19 protein-coding genes are annotated in these 16808 nt (G+C 32.9%); 12 read left to right on the top strand and 7 right to left on the bottom strand.

Features of this window, described 5'->3' with window-relative positions; all coding sequences use genetic code 11:
- Positions 1 to 30 precede the first annotated feature (30 nt).
- The 6 genes from HGK31_RS10565 (at position 31) to HGK31_RS10540 (ending at position 3632) form a co-directional block, all read left to right on the top strand.
- Positions 31 to 558: an outer membrane beta-barrel protein gene (locus HGK31_RS10565; RefSeq protein WP_191859787.1), complete on the top strand. Its 528-nt coding sequence runs from the start codon at positions 31 to 33 to the stop codon at positions 556 to 558.
- A 65-nt stretch (positions 559 to 623) separates the two neighbouring features.
- Positions 624 to 1043 carry a type II 3-dehydroquinate dehydratase gene (gene aroQ, locus HGK31_RS10560; RefSeq protein WP_191859785.1) on the top strand — a complete coding sequence of 140 codons (420 nt, stop codon included), beginning with the start codon at positions 624 to 626 and terminating at the stop codon, positions 1041 to 1043.
- A 124-nt stretch (positions 1044 to 1167) separates the two neighbouring features.
- Positions 1168 to 1749, top strand: a complete 582-nt coding sequence (locus HGK31_RS10555; protein ID WP_104735948.1) for an RNA polymerase sigma factor — start codon at positions 1168 to 1170, stop codon at positions 1747 to 1749.
- Positions 1750 to 1751: 2 nt separating this feature from the next.
- On the top strand, positions 1752 to 1931 hold the full coding sequence (locus tag HGK31_RS10550; protein ID WP_104735947.1) for a hypothetical protein: 180 nt from the start codon (positions 1752 to 1754) through the stop codon (positions 1929 to 1931).
- A gap of 22 nt (positions 1932 to 1953) precedes the next feature.
- Positions 1954 to 2763: a mechanosensitive ion channel family protein gene (locus HGK31_RS10545; protein WP_191859783.1), complete on the top strand. Its 810-nt coding sequence runs from the start codon at positions 1954 to 1956 to the stop codon at positions 2761 to 2763.
- Positions 2764 to 3149: 386 nt separating this feature from the next.
- Positions 3150 to 3632, top strand: a complete 483-nt coding sequence (locus tag HGK31_RS10540; protein ID WP_191859782.1) for an outer membrane beta-barrel protein — start codon at positions 3150 to 3152, stop codon at positions 3630 to 3632.
- A 56-nt stretch (positions 3633 to 3688) separates the two neighbouring features.
- On the opposite strand, the gene lpdA is transcribed toward HGK31_RS10540, so the two are convergent.
- The 3 genes from lpdA to msrB all read right to left on the bottom strand — a co-directional run bounded on the left by lpdA (position 3689) and on the right by msrB (position 6254).
- A complete protein-coding gene (gene lpdA, locus HGK31_RS10535; RefSeq protein WP_104735943.1) occupies positions 3689 to 5065 on the bottom strand; it encodes a dihydrolipoyl dehydrogenase in 1377 nt (458 codons plus the stop codon).
- Between the two features lie 78 nt (positions 5066 to 5143).
- The gene (locus HGK31_RS10530; RefSeq protein ID WP_191859780.1) at positions 5144 to 5698 is read right to left on the bottom strand and encodes a DUF1572 family protein; all 555 of its coding nucleotides are present in this window, start codon (positions 5696 to 5698) and stop codon (positions 5144 to 5146) included.
- A gap of 76 nt (positions 5699 to 5774) precedes the next feature.
- Positions 5775 to 6254, bottom strand: coding sequence for a peptide-methionine (R)-S-oxide reductase MsrB (gene msrB / locus HGK31_RS10525; protein WP_104735940.1), 480 nt, complete (start codon positions 6252 to 6254; stop codon positions 5775 to 5777).
- A 242-nt stretch (positions 6255 to 6496) separates the two neighbouring features.
- On the opposite strand from msrB, the gene HGK31_RS10520 reads away from it, so the two are divergent.
- From HGK31_RS10520 to HGK31_RS10510, 3 genes are read left to right on the top strand one after another with little or no spacing between them, the layout of a single operon-like run.
- Positions 6497 to 7327, top strand: coding sequence for a M48 family metallopeptidase (locus tag HGK31_RS10520; RefSeq protein ID WP_104735939.1), 831 nt, complete (start codon positions 6497 to 6499; stop codon positions 7325 to 7327).
- Between the two features lie 56 nt (positions 7328 to 7383).
- Positions 7384 to 8739, top strand: coding sequence for an MFS transporter (locus HGK31_RS10515; protein WP_191859779.1), 1356 nt, complete (start codon positions 7384 to 7386; stop codon positions 8737 to 8739).
- Between the two features lie 29 nt (positions 8740 to 8768).
- The gene (locus HGK31_RS10510) at positions 8769 to 9224 is read left to right on the top strand and encodes a hypothetical protein (RefSeq protein WP_191859777.1); all 456 of its coding nucleotides are present in this window, start codon (positions 8769 to 8771) and stop codon (positions 9222 to 9224) included.
- Positions 9225 to 9316: 92 nt separating this feature from the next.
- On the opposite strand, the gene HGK31_RS10505 is transcribed toward HGK31_RS10510, so the two are convergent.
- From HGK31_RS10505 to HGK31_RS10490, 4 genes are read right to left on the bottom strand one after another with little or no spacing between them, the layout of a single operon-like run.
- A complete protein-coding gene (locus HGK31_RS10505) occupies positions 9317 to 10042 on the bottom strand; it encodes a head GIN domain-containing protein (protein ID WP_191859775.1) in 726 nt (241 codons plus the stop codon).
- Positions 10043 to 10064: 22 nt separating this feature from the next.
- The gene (locus HGK31_RS10500; RefSeq protein ID WP_191859773.1) at positions 10065 to 11159 is read right to left on the bottom strand and encodes a hypothetical protein; all 1095 of its coding nucleotides are present in this window, start codon (positions 11157 to 11159) and stop codon (positions 10065 to 10067) included.
- Positions 11137 to 11694 (bottom strand): hypothetical protein, encoded by a 558-nt coding sequence (locus tag HGK31_RS10495; protein ID WP_223115337.1) that lies wholly within the window; start codon positions 11692 to 11694, stop codon positions 11137 to 11139. Before HGK31_RS10495 ends, HGK31_RS10500 begins: the two co-directional genes overlap by 23 nt.
- Positions 11695 to 11704: 10 nt before the next feature.
- Complete coding sequence (locus HGK31_RS10490) at positions 11705 to 12268, bottom strand: RNA polymerase sigma factor (RefSeq protein WP_191859771.1); 564 nt, start codon at positions 12266 to 12268, stop codon at positions 11705 to 11707.
- A 227-nt stretch (positions 12269 to 12495) separates the two neighbouring features.
- Here HGK31_RS10490 and lon point away from each other — a divergent pair, with 227 nt between their 5' ends.
- From lon to cmk, 3 genes are all read left to right on the top strand, one after another.
- The gene (gene lon / locus HGK31_RS10485; RefSeq protein ID WP_191859769.1) at positions 12496 to 14946 is read left to right on the top strand and encodes an endopeptidase La; all 2451 of its coding nucleotides are present in this window, start codon (positions 12496 to 12498) and stop codon (positions 14944 to 14946) included.
- Positions 14947 to 15053: 107 nt separating this feature from the next.
- Complete coding sequence (gene porQ / locus HGK31_RS10480) at positions 15054 to 16073, top strand: type IX secretion system protein PorQ (protein WP_104735932.1); 1020 nt, start codon at positions 15054 to 15056, stop codon at positions 16071 to 16073.
- Positions 16074 to 16769 carry a (d)CMP kinase gene (gene cmk / locus HGK31_RS10475; RefSeq protein WP_191859768.1) on the top strand — a complete coding sequence of 232 codons (696 nt, stop codon included), beginning with the start codon at positions 16074 to 16076 and terminating at the stop codon, positions 16767 to 16769.
- Positions 16770 to 16808: the final 39 nt, after the last annotated feature.

Here is a 16808-nt window from a genome sequence, read left to right as displayed (position 1 = left end):
TACTCTTTTTTTTAATTAAAATTGAAAATCATGAAAAAACATGTTATTACAATAGTAGCCGCATTATTATTAAGTTTAAGTACGTATGCTCAATCTGGATTGAATTTAGGTGTGAGTATAGGCTTTCCATACGAGAATTATGAAGGATATGATTATTCTTTTGCCTTTAATATTGATGCTAATTATTTATTTGAAGTCAATTCTGCCTTCAATTTGGGTTTCGCAACGGGTTATGGTCAAGCCTTTGGTGAAGACTTCTTTTTTGGACCAATAAATTTTGAAACACCAGACTACCAATACGTACCATTAGCCGCAGCAGCACGTTTTAACATAAATAATCGCCTTGTTTTTGGTGCTGATGTAGGTTATGCCTTATCAGTTTCAAGTGCCAAAGATGGCTTTAACAGAGATTATTATACTGGTGGTTTTTATTGGAGACCTATGGTAGGCTTCAATTTAAATGATAAGATGCAGCTGAATATCAATTATATTGGAATAAGTGATGATTATTTTTACTATTCAGCCTTTAACCTAGGCTTTATGGTTAATCTTAACTAATAATAGAATGTATATAATTCATCAAGCCGAAGTTTATGCTTCGGTTTTTTTTATACCTTTACTTTATGAAGAAACTCATGATTATTAATGGTCCAAATTTAAACCTATTGGGTAAGCGCGAACCTGAAATTTATGGTAATTTATCTTTCACAGAGTTTTTAGACGAAGTTAAAAACAAATATAAAAACGTATCTATTAGTCATTTTCAGTCTAATATTGAAGGTGAACTAATTGATAAATTACATAAAGTTGGCTTTGAATATGATGGCATTATCTTAAATGCTGCGGCTTATACACATACTTCAGTAGGAATTGGCGATGCCGTAGCTGCTATTCAAACACCTGTTGTTGAGGTTCATATATCCAATACTTTTGATAGAGAAGAATTTCGACATCAATCTTATGTGGCACCACATACCAAAGGTGTAATTGTTGGCTTTGGTTTACAAAGCTACGAATTGGCCATTCAAAGTTTTCTTGGTTAATTCATTTCTACACAATTCAATTTCATGTCAAATCATTAATTTAGTATAAGGACATAACTTTTAATACATACCTGTGACTTTATTTTATGTTTTGTGTCTAAATGAATGATTATAATTTTCATATTTGGAAGATTTAAAAATAGACAACTCAATTTCCGACGAAAAACTTGTAGAACTTATAGTAAAAACTAAAAGTTCAGAGTTATTTTCAATTATATATGACAGGTACGCTCATTTGGTCTATAATAAGTGCATAAGTTTTGTGCAGAATAAGGAAGAGGCTCAAGATTTAACACATGATATCTTTGTCAAACTTTTTATAAAGATTAAAACTTTTGGACATAAATCTAAATTTTCTACCTGGCTTTATTCCTTTACATACAATCACTGTGTAAATTATGTACAACGTGATTTGAACAAGCGCAAAAGTAAATTTATATATACTGATAGCGAAACGGAACAAGATTACCTCAATGCGGTACAAAATAAAATTAATGATGAAATAATAAGTAATATGGATTCGGAAAAGTTAACCAAAGCTCTTGAGTTAATTGATCCAAATGATAAATCCATTTTATTTATGAAATACCAAGACGAAATGAGTATTGAAGATATTCAAGAAGTTTTAGACTTGGGTAAGAGCGCTGTAAAAATGCGATTGAGTAGAGCTAAAAATAGACTGGTTAAAGTTTATGAAAACATTTGATTATGGAAAATCCGTTTAAAAAAGTAATAAACAGCGAAAAACTGCCAGACATTATTAAGGAAAAGGTAATGGATGACATCAATGTGGTTAAATTGGCTCTTGATGTTACGGATTTACTGACTATTAAATATCCAGAAGCGATTAATGATATTTTTAACCTTTCTAGAAAAAACAAAAAGTAATTTCCAACTAAATTAGTATACCATGAAGACCGATTTAAATTTTAATCTTTTAGATGAATTATTGAGAAATACCTATGAGTTTTTACCAAAAATAATTTTTGGAGTACTGTTTGTAGTTCTAGCATGGCTCTTATTAAAACTCATACTGTTAATAGTAAAAAAATCGCTGAAGTTTACGAGGATTAGTTTTTTGACAGAAAAGTTAAATAACGTATCATTTTTGAATGCTGATTTCAAAATAGATCCAGAAAAAATCATACTCGTTTTTGTTAAATGGTTTTTAATATTAATTTTTATCATAGTAGGAGCCGAAATATTAAACTTTAATTTAATATCTAATGAAGTAGGTAAGCTTATTCATTATTTACCAAAATTCTTTAGTGCATTATTAATTTTTGTGCTGGGAATATATGGAGCCAATTATTTAAAAAAGACGCTACGTACCTTATTGAAAGCTATTGATATTAATGGCTCTAAAGTAATTAGTAATATTCTTTTTCTAATTTTGGTTGTAATGGTGTCAATAATGGCCTTAAATCAGGCAGGTTTTAATACGGACATTATAACGAATAACCTATTTTTAATTCTTGGAGCCATTCTGGCTTCTTTTACAATTGCATTTGGATTTGGATCACGCGATATTGTATATAGATTATTGTTAGGCTTTTATTCGAAACGTAATTTTTCGGTGGGACAAAAAATAGTACTGGATGATAAAGAAGGTGTTATTGATGCTATTGATAACATAAGTATGGTAGTTGTTTTTAATGATGCAAAAGTGGTTTACCCAATTAAGTATATAAGCAATAAAAAAATTGAAATTATCGATTAAAATGTGACTTTGGAGATTGATGGGTGTCTAAAAATTATAACCAATCTTTAAAGCATTTATGGCTGTAAATACAATTATTAAAATCGTTATTATTTTTTTATTGATAACCGTTTTGATAATGTTACTTGTTTTAACCTTTAAAGTTTTTAAAGACCATAAATCATCTTTTAAATTTTATAAATCTATTATCGAAGAAAAGGATAAGAAACTACCAAATAAATCAAAGAAAAAAGGAAAATAACTATCTGAATGAAGATGTTATGTTATGGCGATATCTTATGGATGTTATTAAATAAAAAGAGCCCAAACCAGGCTCTTTTTTTATTTTAAATCATCATTTTTTAAAATAAAACATTACTTTAATAAAAAAGTAATTTGCTTCGATTATGAAATCATTTGTTTATTTGCTAGTAATAAGTGTGTGTTTTTGTCATTTCAGTTATTCACAATCAACGACAGATTTTGGAATAAAAGGTGGTTTAAACCTTACGTTTATAAAAGTACAAGAAGCAAATTTTGGCGATAATATTGAAGTGAAAGCTGGATATTATGGAGGTGTGTTTGTGGATGTACCTATTGAGAATAACTTGTCAATTCAGCCCGAAGTATTATATATTGGTCTCAATGATTTTAGGTTTATCAATGCACCTATTTATTTAAATTATCAAGCAGCTAATAAGTTTTATATTTTAATAGGACCTAGTCTGAATTATTTTTTCGATTTCTTCTCAAATAAGTTTAAAGTCCGAGCCGATTTAAGTGTTGCTTATCAATTCACAAAAGCTTTAGATGTGCATATGAAATATACATTAGGTTTTGAAGAGGTCACACCTAATGGTTTATTTATAGGGTTAGGTTTTAGATTATAAAAAAAGTGGCTCAACTATCTTGAACCACTTTTATATTATTTATATGTATCTTTCCTTTATAAGTGAATAACTTCACCATAGGCATCTGCTACAGCTTCCATAACCGCTTCACTCATAGTAGGGTGAGGGTGAACTGCTTTAAGCACCTCATGACCAGTTGTTTCAAGTTTTCTTCCTAAAACAGCTTCGGCAATCATATCAGTAACACCAGCACCAATCATGTGGCAACCTAACCATTCACCATACTTGGCATCGAATATAACTTTTACAAATCCATCTTTATTTCCTCCAGCACTAGCTTTTCCAGATGCAGAGAACGGGAATTTACCAACTTTTATATCTAAACCTTGTTCTTTAGCTTGTTTTTCAGTTAAACCAACTGAAGCAATTTCCGGTGAGCAATAGGTGCAACCAGGAATATTTCCATAATCTAATGCTTCAACATGTTGTCCAGCAATTTTTTCAACACATAAGATACCTTCAGCAGAAGCCACATGTGCTAATGCTTGTCCTGGCGTTACATCGCCAATAGCATAGTAACCAGGTATATTTGTTTGATAGTAGTCGTTTACAAGAATTTTATCACGATCTACAGCAATACCAACATCTTCTAAACCAATATTTTCGATATTTGATTTAATACCAACTGCCGATAAAATAATATCTGCTTCAAGTGTTTCTTCACCTTTTTTAGTCTTAACAGTCGCTTTTACACCACTACCAGAAGTATCTACTTTGGTTACTTCAGATGACGTCATGATTTTGATGCCGCTTTTCTTGAAAGAACGTTCTAATTGTTTAGACACATCTTCATCTTCAACAGGAACAACATTAGGTAAGAATTCTACAATAGTTACTTCGGTACCCATAGAGTTATAGAAGTAAGCAAACTCAACACCAATAGCACCAGAACCCACAACAATCATTTTTTTAGGTTGTTTTGGTAGCGTCATGGCTTCTCTATAGCCAATTACTTTTTTGCCATCTTGAGGTAAGCTAGGTAATTCACGAGAACGCGCTCCAGTAGCTATAATAATATGGTCGGCACTATATTCCTTACCATCAACATCAATTTTCTTTCCAGTTTTTAGTTTTCCAAAACCTTCAATGACATCAATTTTGTTCTTTTTCATTAAAAACTTAACACCATTGCTCATGCCATCTGCAACGCCACGACTACGCTTTACAACAGCATCAAAATCCTTGTCAGCATCTTTTACAGATAAGCCATAATCTTCAGCATGTTTTAAATACTCAAATACTTGAGCCGATTTTAAAAGGGCTTTAGTAGGAATACAACCCCAATTCAGACATACACCGCCTAAACTCTCTTTCTCTACAACAGCTGTTTTAAAACCTAATTGTGATGCGCGTATGGCAGTCACGTAGCCTCCAGGACCACTTCCAAGAACAATAATATCGTATTTACTCATTCGTCTATTTTTAATCGTTTTTTGAAGCTACGAATTTACGAAATCGTAATTGAATAATAAATGATAGCCTTAAATTTATTACAAGTCGTCTGTAAAATGACGTTTGCCTTTTGGTTTACTAAATTTTTCTTGGTTATAGTTTGTCGATTTTCCTTTGGGAATCGACAATGATTGCCATTGGGAACCTTTAATGAGTTTTCCTAAAAACACTATTTGTCCTACATGGTAGGAGTAGTGTGCCAATTGCCTGTTAATAGCTTCGGTAACAGTGTGACCTTGATTTCGTATAAATATTATTTTTTCTAAATCTATTTCATTTAAAGGCATGATTGCTTCAAAAAGACAATCCCAACCATTATGCCATGCTTCTAGAAGTTCATCTTTTGAATTATAGGAATCTACAAATTCATCATCGCGGTTTCTCCAAGATTTTTCACCATCTTCAGTCAAAAAATGAGTCCATCTACTTAACATATTTCCTACAAGATGCTTGACCATAATGGCAATGCTGTTGGACTCAACATGAGGTGACCACTGAAGTTCACTAAAAGAGAGTTGTGAAATGGTTTTTTCACCTAAAGACTTGTAATATTTAAACTGTTTGACAGTACTGGCAATATAGGCTTCTTCCATATTATAAATATACGTAGAGATAGTTTATGAAATAATGCAATTTTATAAATACATTTTATCACATAATTAGCAACTGTTATTTTTCACTGGGAACAAAATCCAATGCAACTCCATTAATGCAGTGCCTTTTTCCGGTTGTATCTCTAGGACCATCATTAAACACATGACCTAAATGTCCTCCGCAGGTAGCGCAATGTTCTTCAATACCATAAAACTCTGAAGAACCTTCTTTGGTGTAGGCAACATTACCTTGAATTTCTCTATCAAAACTTGGCCAGCCTGTACCAGAATCAAACTTGTGTTCACTTTTAAATAAAGGTGTTTGGCATGCAGCACAAACATATGTGCCTTTTTCATAATTTTTGTTCAATGGACTTGAAAAGGATCGTTCTGTACCTGATTCACGCAACACGTAATATTCTTCAGGGGTTAATTCGCTACGCCATTCGGCTTCTGTTTTTGAAATAGGAAATTCTTCTTTGGCTTCTTTTTTTTGAGCTGATGAATTACAACTAAAAAATACCGTCGTTATTGCTATCAGGAATATTTTCTTCATAACATTCAATTTTTGTATTAAGTCGAAACGATTAGTAAATGATTACAAAGTCCTAATTAATAGTTTCAACCGTATATTAATTACATATTGTTTTTTGAATTCCTGTATGTGACTAATTATGTTTTATGTGTCTTAAACACAAAGGACTATTTAAATCTTAAATGAAATAAAATATAAATTAAATGTGTTAATCTAAATTACAAATAATTGTAAATTTGAATTACATAAAAACCATTAACTCAATGAAATCTAAAAATATTATTATCACACTAGTTGTAACTGCACTGTTTTTATCTTGTGCAACAAACCCTTTTACAGGAAAACAAACTATGGCTTTTGTTTCCAATGATCAGTTGTTCCCTACGTCTTTTCAGCAATACAATCAAGTTTTGGCAGAAAATAAAGTAATAAAAGGAACGGCTCAATCTGAAATGATAAAAAGAGTGGGACAGCGTATAGCTATAGCTGCAGAACGCTATTTAAATGCTAATGGTTACGAAGGTTATTTGAAAGACTATAAATGGGAATATAACTTAATTGAATCAGAAACTGTAAATGCTTGGTGCATGCCAGGAGGAAAAATTGCTTTTTATACAGGTATTTTGCCTGTTGCTGAAAGCGAAACTGGTGTTGCTGCAATTATGGGTCATGAAGTCGCACATGCATTGGCTAATCATGGGCAACAGCGAATGAGCGCTGGATTGTTACAGCAAGCTGGAGCTATTGGTTTGAATGTGGCTTTGCAAGATTCTGAAAACATTGCACTATACAATCAAGCTTATGGAATAGGTACCACAGTAGGAGGTGTGTTGCCTTTTAGTCGCGCACATGAAACTGAAGCAGACAAAATAGGTGTGTATTTAATGGCTATAGCTGGTTATAATCCAGATGAAGCTGCTGAATTATGGAAACGTATGGAAGCGATGAGTAATGGACAAGCTCCACCAGAAATGTTAAGTACGCACCCTGCCAATGAAAGTAGAATTCAAAACTTATCAGCATTAGCACCTCAAGCTAAAGCCGAAGCCCGAAAATTTGGCGTCAACTCTTTTAGGCCACTTGGAAAATACTAGATTTTAAAAATATTTGTTTACTTTAGAAGCTGCTCAAAAAAGAGCAGCTTTTTTTTATGGCAGAATTACAAAAAGGAAGTAAAAAATTACTAAATGCTTGGGCGTTTTATGATTGGGCAAACTCGGTTTATACATTAACTATAGCATCTTCAATATTCCCTATTTTTTATTCAGCTTTATTTTCTGGTGATAGTAAAACAGTTATGGCATTTGGATTCGAGTTCAAAAGCACCGCTTTGATAACTTTCGTAACTGCTTTTACATTTTTGGTAGTTGCTTTCACATCACCCATTCTATCAGGCATAGCTGATTATGTAGGTAATAAAAAGAATTTTATGAAATTCTTTTGTTATGTTGGTGGTTTGGGTTGCATTGGCTTGTATTGGTTTAGTATAGAACCTGGTCGTATTTATTTGAGCCTTCTATTTTACTTTATGGGTTTAATTGGATATTGGGGTAGTTTGGTGTTTTATAATTCGTATTTGCCAGATATCGCATTCAAGGAACAACAAGACGCTATTAGTGCCAAGGGTTTTAGTCTGGGATATTTGGGAAGTGTTCTTTTGCTAATAATCAATTTGGCTATGGTTATGAAGCCTGAATGGTTTGGTTTTGATATTGGTACTACTGAAGAAGAATTGAATACAGCCAAGTTTGAAGCTATGAAAATTGCATTTATCACAGTTGGCTTATGGTGGATATTATTTAGTCAGTACACATTTTATATTTTGCCAAAAGGCTCCTCATCAGGTCACAAAGTTACGAGAGCAATTATATTTGATGGTTTTAGAGAATTGCGTCAAGTTTGGAAGCAGCTAAAGCAAAACTTAAGATTAAAACGCTATCTATATGCTTTTTTTGTATTCAGTATGGCGGTTCAAACCATAATGCTGGTAGCTGTTTACTTTGGTGAAGAAGAGATTTCTTGGGGAACCGATGGTGAAAAAACCATGGGATTAATCGTTAGTATTTTAGTTATTCAATTAGTAGCTATTGTTGGCGCTATATTAACCTCACGAGCATCTGCAAAATTTGGAAATATAAAAACACTTATAGCCGTTAACTTTATCTGGATGACTCTATGTTTTTACGCCTATTTTATGAAAACACCCATGCAGTTTTATATAGCTGCCAGTTTGGTAGGATTAGTCATGGGAGGCATTCAATCTTTGGCACGATCTACATATTCAAAGTTTTTGCCTGAAACAGATGATACTACATCCTTTTTCAGTTTTTACGATGTTGCAGAAAAAGTAGGTATTGTTATTGGGATGATAATTTATGGTACTATTGATCAGATAACAGGAAGTATGCGTAATGCTATTTTGTTTTTGTTCCTTTTCTTTTTGGTTGGCATTTTATTGTTATTCAGAGTTCCAAAGGATAGGAAAAATGAATTTTTAAAAAATTAGTATGTTTACTTTAATTAATTAATCTAGATATGAAGAATATAAAATTTGTTTCCATTTTCATCATGGCGTTTGTCATGTTTTCAATAACATCTTGTGATAATGAACCTTTAGAAGGTGAGTTTAGTGATGGTACACAAAATGGAGGAGGTAATGGAAATGGGGGAAGTAATAGTAATATTTCTTCGATTTACGATAAGTGGTGGTATGACTCTGAAGATTTTACCGCAGATGTTTATTTTCATTCCAATGGTATGTACGAACAAAAAATTGAATTATTAGGAAATGAATTGGTTTCAACTGGCGATTGGTTTTGGGAAAATGAGAGTGATAGAATTATGAAAATTGAAAATTTGGAAGGGACTGGTCAATCAGCATCAGAAGCTTGGTTTAGGTTTAGCAATATAGAGAGCAGTTCTTTAAACCTTGAGCAATCTCAAAATGGAACGAGTTATGTTGCTGCTAGACTATATCGAGACACGGATTAATCATTTGCCTAATAGCTATATATTAAAAAGCGACTATGTTTTGTTTAATTGAAACAAGCATAGTCGCTTTATTGTTTTAATATTCGATATTACTATCGACTACTTACACTTCCTGAACCCGATACTTTAGTATCTTCTTTATCAGGATTACCTTTGTATTCCACATCACCTGAACCCGAAATACGCGCTTTGATAAATAAATTGCTTACTACTTCGGCATTTCCAGAGCCAGAAATAGATACTTCAGTGTTATCAGCTTCGAGACCAAATCCACTGTAGTCTCCTGATCCGGCAATACTGACCTCCAAATTAGTTGTCTTACCTTTTAAATCAATATCGCCAGAACCAGCTATACTGCTTTCAACAGAGGTCGCTTTGATATCTAATTTCATATCACCTGATCCGGCAAGTGAAACATCTAAACTGGTAGTTGAAATCGTGTCTTCTGTCCATAAATCACCGGAACCAGATAGGGATACGGCATTTATATCCCTAAACGGAATTGTAACAGTTATGGTTTTACCCATGCTCGTTTTAAGGTTAATACCTCTTTCAGTTTTTACCACAAGTTTTCCGTTTTTAACTTCAGTAATAACGTGCTTTAATAAATTTTCTTCACCTTCAATTTTTAATTGACCTTCGGTTCCAGATACCAATATATAGTCAAAAGAGCCAGCACAACTAATAGCATCATAATCACTAGTTGTTCGATTTATAGTTGTTACGTTGCCGTTTCCAGATACTTTCTTCCAAGATTGAGCACAGCTAAACGAAATGGCACTCAATAGGAATACCGTTAATAAAATTTTGTTTTTCATGGTTTAAGTTTTTTGATTGTTATTAGTTTTTGTTGAAAGTCACACTTCCGTAGTCTGAATTAATTTTTACTAGGTTGCCGGAGTTTTGCGAGCCGTGATAACCTGAATAATATTTTCCGCTTGATTCTTCACGTCTTTTGTTAAACTCAAAGCCATCAGCATCTCGCAATGAAGCATAATCTAGATTGATATCAAAATTGAAATTATAACCGCTGTCATAGCCAATGTTAATGCCAACGTAATCAGAATTAATAGTGATGTTTCCTGCATTTGCAGTCATGCGTTTTATTTTAATGGATCCATAGTCAGCATCAATAGTGACGTTCTTATAAATGTCACCTAATACAACAGTTAGGTAATCACCATTTCCAGTTACGCTATTCGCTTTATCAGCTTTAAGTGAACCATAATCGCAGTCATAAGTAATGTCTTCAGCTATCTCAAAAACAGATTTGGTATAATCAGCTGAAAGGGTTATGTTTTTTGCTTTGGCTACGGTAAAACCACTGTAATCAGCATCAATAGTTCCACCATTTATAAATTCAAAATAGCAATTCTGTGTGTAATCAAAGTTTAAAACATTGTTTGTGCCCATTAGCTCCTTGGTAGTAATTTTTCCATAATCACAGCTAATTTTAGCACGACCTTCTAATTTATCCAAATGGATACTTCCATAATCATTATCTAAATCAACGGAATTTGTCATGGGCATTTTTATAACATAGTTAACACTCATACTTGAGTTGTTTCCGCTATTCCAATTCCACCAAGATTTTGATTTATTTTTATTAAATATAGTTTTTGCAGAAACCATATTAGAGCTAGATTCGAAATCAACAGTAATTTCGTCCAATTTCTTTAAAACCTTATCTTCATTGCTGCCTTCAACTGTAATAGTAACTTCAACCTCAATACGATTTTCATTCCAAGTAACTATATCTAGATTGCCGTAACTATTATCTATTTTTAATTCAGCATTGGCATTGACATTAAATGACTTTTTAATAGTTTTTTCCTTTTTGTGTTTGGCAACACTATTTGGATTTGTTGATGCCAAGATAACGGTAGGTATCAGTAAAAGGAGAAAAAGGGTTTTAGATAGTATTGTTGTTTTCATTGTTGCTGTTTTTTAATTGTTCTACAATTTCAATTTGCTTTATAGTATTTTGTAATACTTCTATTCGGTTTTGAAAATTTGATATCATGGCATAAATCACACGTTGATCATTACCACTTTGCGATAAATCATTGATAAGGGATTCATATTCAATTTCTAATCGTTTTAATTGGGTTAGTGCATCCTGAATCAATAATTTGGTTTCTGGGTTTTTTGCATCCTCTAATTTTTTCAACTCAACAGAAATAGTTGATGTAAAGAAATCTTGTGTTTTTGCCATTTCGGGTGAAACACTTGCCAGGCCTTTGGCATTAACTTCATGACTGTTGCCAAGGACTAACACTATGATGAGAACTATTGATGCGGCAATCCCAACTAGAGGCTTCCAATTAAAACTAGGTTTAGCTTTTGTACGAATTACATAGTTTTGATTGTTCAATTTTGATGCAAACCTTTGTTTATGGTCAGCAGCTGGTTCTTCAATATCAAAATTGTCATTCAGCTTTTTAAATATGTTTTCTAAATTATCACTCATAATGCTACAATTAATTGTTAACCATAGGTTGTAATTTTTGTCTCAAGCTTTCTTTTGCTCTAGAAATTGTTGTTCTACAATTAGCATAGGATATCTTCATAAATGAACTAATCTCCTCATAATCAAAACCCTCTATTAAATGTAATGTTAATGCAATACGGTAATTGTCTTTTAATTGACTCATAGTACTTAATACTAATTTCGCTTTTTCGTTGGAGGTTGATGTTTCAGAGTCTATTCCCTGATTATCATCTTCAACTTTATACATAACATTTTCATAAGGAACGTTTTGGTATTTACTATTTTTGTTAAAATGATAAATACTGTTATTAACAACAATTCGTTTTAACCATGAACCAAAAGTCACTGTATCGTGTAAGCTGTCAAGTTTTGTAAAGGCAGACAAGAATGAATCTTGCATGATATCTTCAGCCTCAAAACTGTCTTTTACAATCCTTAAAGCTGTGTTATACATAGCTTTATAGTATCGGTTGTAAACTTCCAATTGCGCGGATTGGTTTCCAGCTTTACACAACTCAACGAGTTCTTCGATATTTTTGGTGGTTAGTGTCAAAAATTCAAATTGTTATTATAAAGATTATATATTTATTTAATTGTTACACTTTTCGATAAAAAAGTTTTAAGTCATGGCACATTAATTGAACTAATAGAGTGGCTATTTGAATTGTTTTTAGTTTAAATTATTGAAAATCAAACTTATAGCTATATTGATAATTAATAAAAATACAATAGAAATTTTGTTATTACGTACATTAATGACAGAATGACCTAAATAGAACTATGAAGAAATCTAATTTTTTAAGCCTTGACAGTTTGTCATTACAAGATTTTGATGAAAATTCGGAGTTAATTCCTTTAATGACTCCTGAAGATGAAGAAGAAATCAGAAAAGAAGACTTACCAAATTCTTTACCAATATTATCTTTGAGAAATACGGTATTATTTCCTGGAGTTGTAATCCCTATAACTGCTGGTCGTGATAAATCTATCAAACTCATAAAGGATGCAAACAACGGCAGTAAGGTTGTTGGTGTTGTTTCACAAAAAGACGAATCTGTTGAGGATCCAACAGGAAAAGATATTTACAAAACAGGTACTGTAGCGCGTATTTTAAAAGTGCTAAAAATGCCAGATGGTAACACTACAGTTATTATACAAGGTAAAAAGCGTTTTCAAATCAACGATGTTGTTTCAGAAGAACCTTATTTAAAGGCTACAATAAGTGAAGTACCCGAAGCCAGACCTGCAGAAAAAAACAAAGAGTTTAATGCCATTATCGATTCTATCAAGGAATTATCGCTGCAGATAATCAAGGATAGTCCAAATATTCCTAGTGAAGCATCATTTGCTATAAAGAATATACAAAGTGATTCGTTTTTAATCAATTTTGTGTCTTCAAACATGAATCTTTCAGTAACTGAAAAACAACAGTTATTAGAGATAAATGATTTGAAAGAACGTGCGATGGAAACGTTAAGGTATATGAATATTGAGTTCCAGAAATTGGAGCTAAAAAACGATATACAGTTAAAGGTTCAAAGTGATATGAACCAGCAACAACGTGAGTATTTCTTACATCAACAAATGAAAACTATCCAAGAAGAATTGGGTGGCGTGAGTCATGACGAAGAGTTGGAGGAAATGAAGCAACGAGCCAAAAAGAAAAAATGGCCAGAGAAAGTTGGTAAACATTTTGAAAAAGAATTGGCCAAAATGCAACGTATGAATCCACAAGTTGCAGAATACTCGATTCAAAGAAATTATTTAGACTTATTTTTAGATCTACCATGGCATAAGTACAGTAAGGATAGATTTGATTTAAAACGTGCAAAACGAATTCTCGATCGTGATCATTACGGATTGGATGATGTGAAACGCAGAATTATTGAACATTTAGCAGTTATTAAACTGCGTAATGATATGAAGTCGCCAATTCTTTGCTTGTATGGACCTCCAGGAGTTGGTAAAACATCTTTAGGGAAGTCAATTGCTGAAGCTTTAGGTAGAGAGTATGTGCGCATGTCTTTGGGTGGTTTACGTGATGAAGCTGAAATACGAGGACATCGTAAAACCTATATTGGTGCCATGCCAGGACGTATATTGCAAAATTTGAAAAAAGCTGGAACCTCAAACCCAGTATTTGTTTTGGATGAAATTGATAAATTGTCAAATTCGCATCAAGGAGATCCATCTTCAGCAATGTTAGAGGTTTTAGATCCAGAACAGAATAGTGAATTTTATGATAATTTCTTGGAAATGGGCTATGACTTATCTAAAGTTATGTTTATAGCAACTTCCAATAGTTTATCTACCATCCAGCCTGCGTTAAGAGATAGAATGGAGATTATTAATGTCACGGGTTATACTATTGAAGAAAAGGTTGAGATTGCTAAACGTCATTTACTACCAAAGCAGTTAAAGGAACATGGTTTGACTGAAAAACACCTTAAAATTGCAAAACCACAATTGGAAAAAATTGTGGAAGGTTATACACGTGAATCAGGAGTTCGTGGTTTGGAAAAGCAGCTTGCCAAGATGGTAAGACATGCAGCCAAAAATATTGCCATGGAAGAAGATTACAACATAAAAGTAACTAATGCTGATATTGTTGAAGTGCTTGGTGGTCCAAAATTAGAGCGTGACAAATATGAAAACAATAATGTGGCTGGTGTTGTCACAGGATTAGCCTGGACAAGAGTAGGAGGTGATATTTTATTTATTGAGTCTATATTATCCAAAGGAAAGGGTAATTTAAATATTACTGGAAACTTGGGTAAAGTCATGAAGGAATCGGCAACCATTGCTATGGAGTTCATAAAATCCAATGCTGATGAACTAGGTATTGATTCAGATATTTTTGATAAATATAATGTACACATTCACGTTCCAGAAGGAGCGACACCAAAAGATGGTCCTAGTGCAGGTATTACCATGTTAACGTCTTTAGTATCCCTATTTACGCAACGAAAAGTGAAGAAAAGTATAGCTATGACGGGTGAAATAACATTAAGAGGTAAAGTATTACCTGTTGGTGGTATTAAAGAAAAAATACTAGCCGCTAAACGCGCTAGAATAAAAGAAATCTTGCTATGTGAGGATAATAGGCGTGATATAGAAGAAATTAAACCTGAATATTTAAAAGGCTTAACCTTTCATTATGTTACTGACATGAGCGACGTAATTAAATTGGCATTGACAAATCAAAAGGTTAAAAACGCCAAAAAATTATAAGATAAATGAATATAAAACCTCGGATATTTTTCGAGGTTTTTTCTTACTCCAAAAATAAATTATTCTTGCATTCGTTTTAATATAGATTTAGTTACTTTGCAGCGTTTATGTTGAAAAGAATTACCACCTTATTTTGCTTACTAATAAGCACATACACGAGTGCGCAACTTGGTGGTGAATCAACCTACCAGTTTTTAAACTTAATTGCATCTCCAAGGCAAGCTGCATTGGGAGGAAAAGTGTTTACCAACATTGATTATGATGTGTCTCAAGCATTGACCAATCCGTCTGCCATAAATGTAGAAATGGATAATCAATTGGCTGTCAATTATTCTAGTTATTTAGGAGGAATTAGCTACGGAACGGCTGCATACGGGTACACTTGGGATAGACGTGTGTTAACTTTTTTTGGTGGAATTTCTTACATCAATTACGGAAGTTTTGACGGTTATGATGAATTAGGGAATTCAACCGGGACTTTCAGCGGAAGCGAAGCATCCTTATCATTTGGACATTCCAGACAAATTGGTTATTCTGATTTTTATCTTGGAGGTACTGTAAAATTGATAACTTCAAAGCTGGAGCAGTATTCATCATTTGGTGGCGCTATTGATGCTGCATTAATGTATGTTGATGAAGATATTGAATTTCAAGCAACACTAGTTGTTAGAAATTTGGGAATGCAAATCACAACCTATGCTGGTCAAAATGAACCGTTACCACTTGAAATAGCTTTTGGTATGTCTCAAACACTAGAAAATGTACCTTTGAGATGGCACTTGACTTTTGAGAATCTTCAACAATGGCCTATAGGTGTTGGTAATCCGGCAAGAGCAGAAACTGATTTAGAAGGTAATCAAACGCAGGAGGAGGTTGGTTTTTTTGGAAATGTATTACGTCATACAATTCTGGGTGCAGAAATTTTTCCTGCTGGAGCTTTTAATATTAGACTGGGTTATAATTTTAGAAGAGGTGAGGAGTTACGAATAGTTGACCAAAGAAATTTTTCAGGAATTTCTGCAGGTATCGGATTAAAACTTAATAAATTTAGATTTAGCTTTACCCATGCACGTTATACGAGTGCATCCAACGCTAATTTTTTTGGAATGCAAATAGATTTGAGATAAATGCGAAAAATTACCATTGCAATTGACGGTTTTTCATCAACAGGTAAAAGTACTGTAGCAAAAGAACTTGCGAGGTTTTTGGGTTACATATATGTGGACTCTGGAGCTATGTATCGCGCAGTAACGTTGTTTGCAATGGAAGAAGGATATATTAATGAGAACAACTTTGATGTTAAAGGGTTGATTTTGAATTTAAATACTATTGAAATTTCTTTTGCCTTAAATCAGGATACGCAAATTGCTGATGTTTATTTAAATAGTATCAACGTTGAGAAGAAGATAAGAACATTAGAAGTCTCAAATTTTGTAAGTCAAGTAGCTGCAGTGTCAGAGGTGAGAAGTATGTTGGTAAAACAACAACAAAAAATGGGAGAGGAGAAAGGAGTTGTTATGGATGGTCGCGATATAGGAACGGTAGTGTTTCCGAATGCAGAATTGAAAATATTTATGACTGCTTCAGCAGAAAAACGAGCGCAAAGACGTTACAACGAATTGATAGATAGAGGTGATAATGTGGACTACCAGGCTGTTTTAAAAAATATTCAAGAACGCGATTACATTGATTCGCATCGTACTGATTCCCCTTTAATCAAGGCAAATGATGCTATTGAAATTGATAATTCAGACATGACTTTAGATGAACAATTTCAAAAAGTGTTGCAGCTTACACTTAAGACTTTAGAGGATTTAGAATAAATAATTAATTTTCAGTAATTAAGCTATTGTTTTATTAAG

This window comes from Hanstruepera ponticola, assembly GCF_012931685.1.
In the GTDB taxonomy this organism is placed as follows: domain Bacteria; phylum Bacteroidota; class Bacteroidia; order Flavobacteriales; family Flavobacteriaceae; genus Hanstruepera; species Hanstruepera ponticola.
Note: the sequence above shows the minus strand (reverse complement) of the source record. Positions and strands in the feature narration are given on the sequence as shown.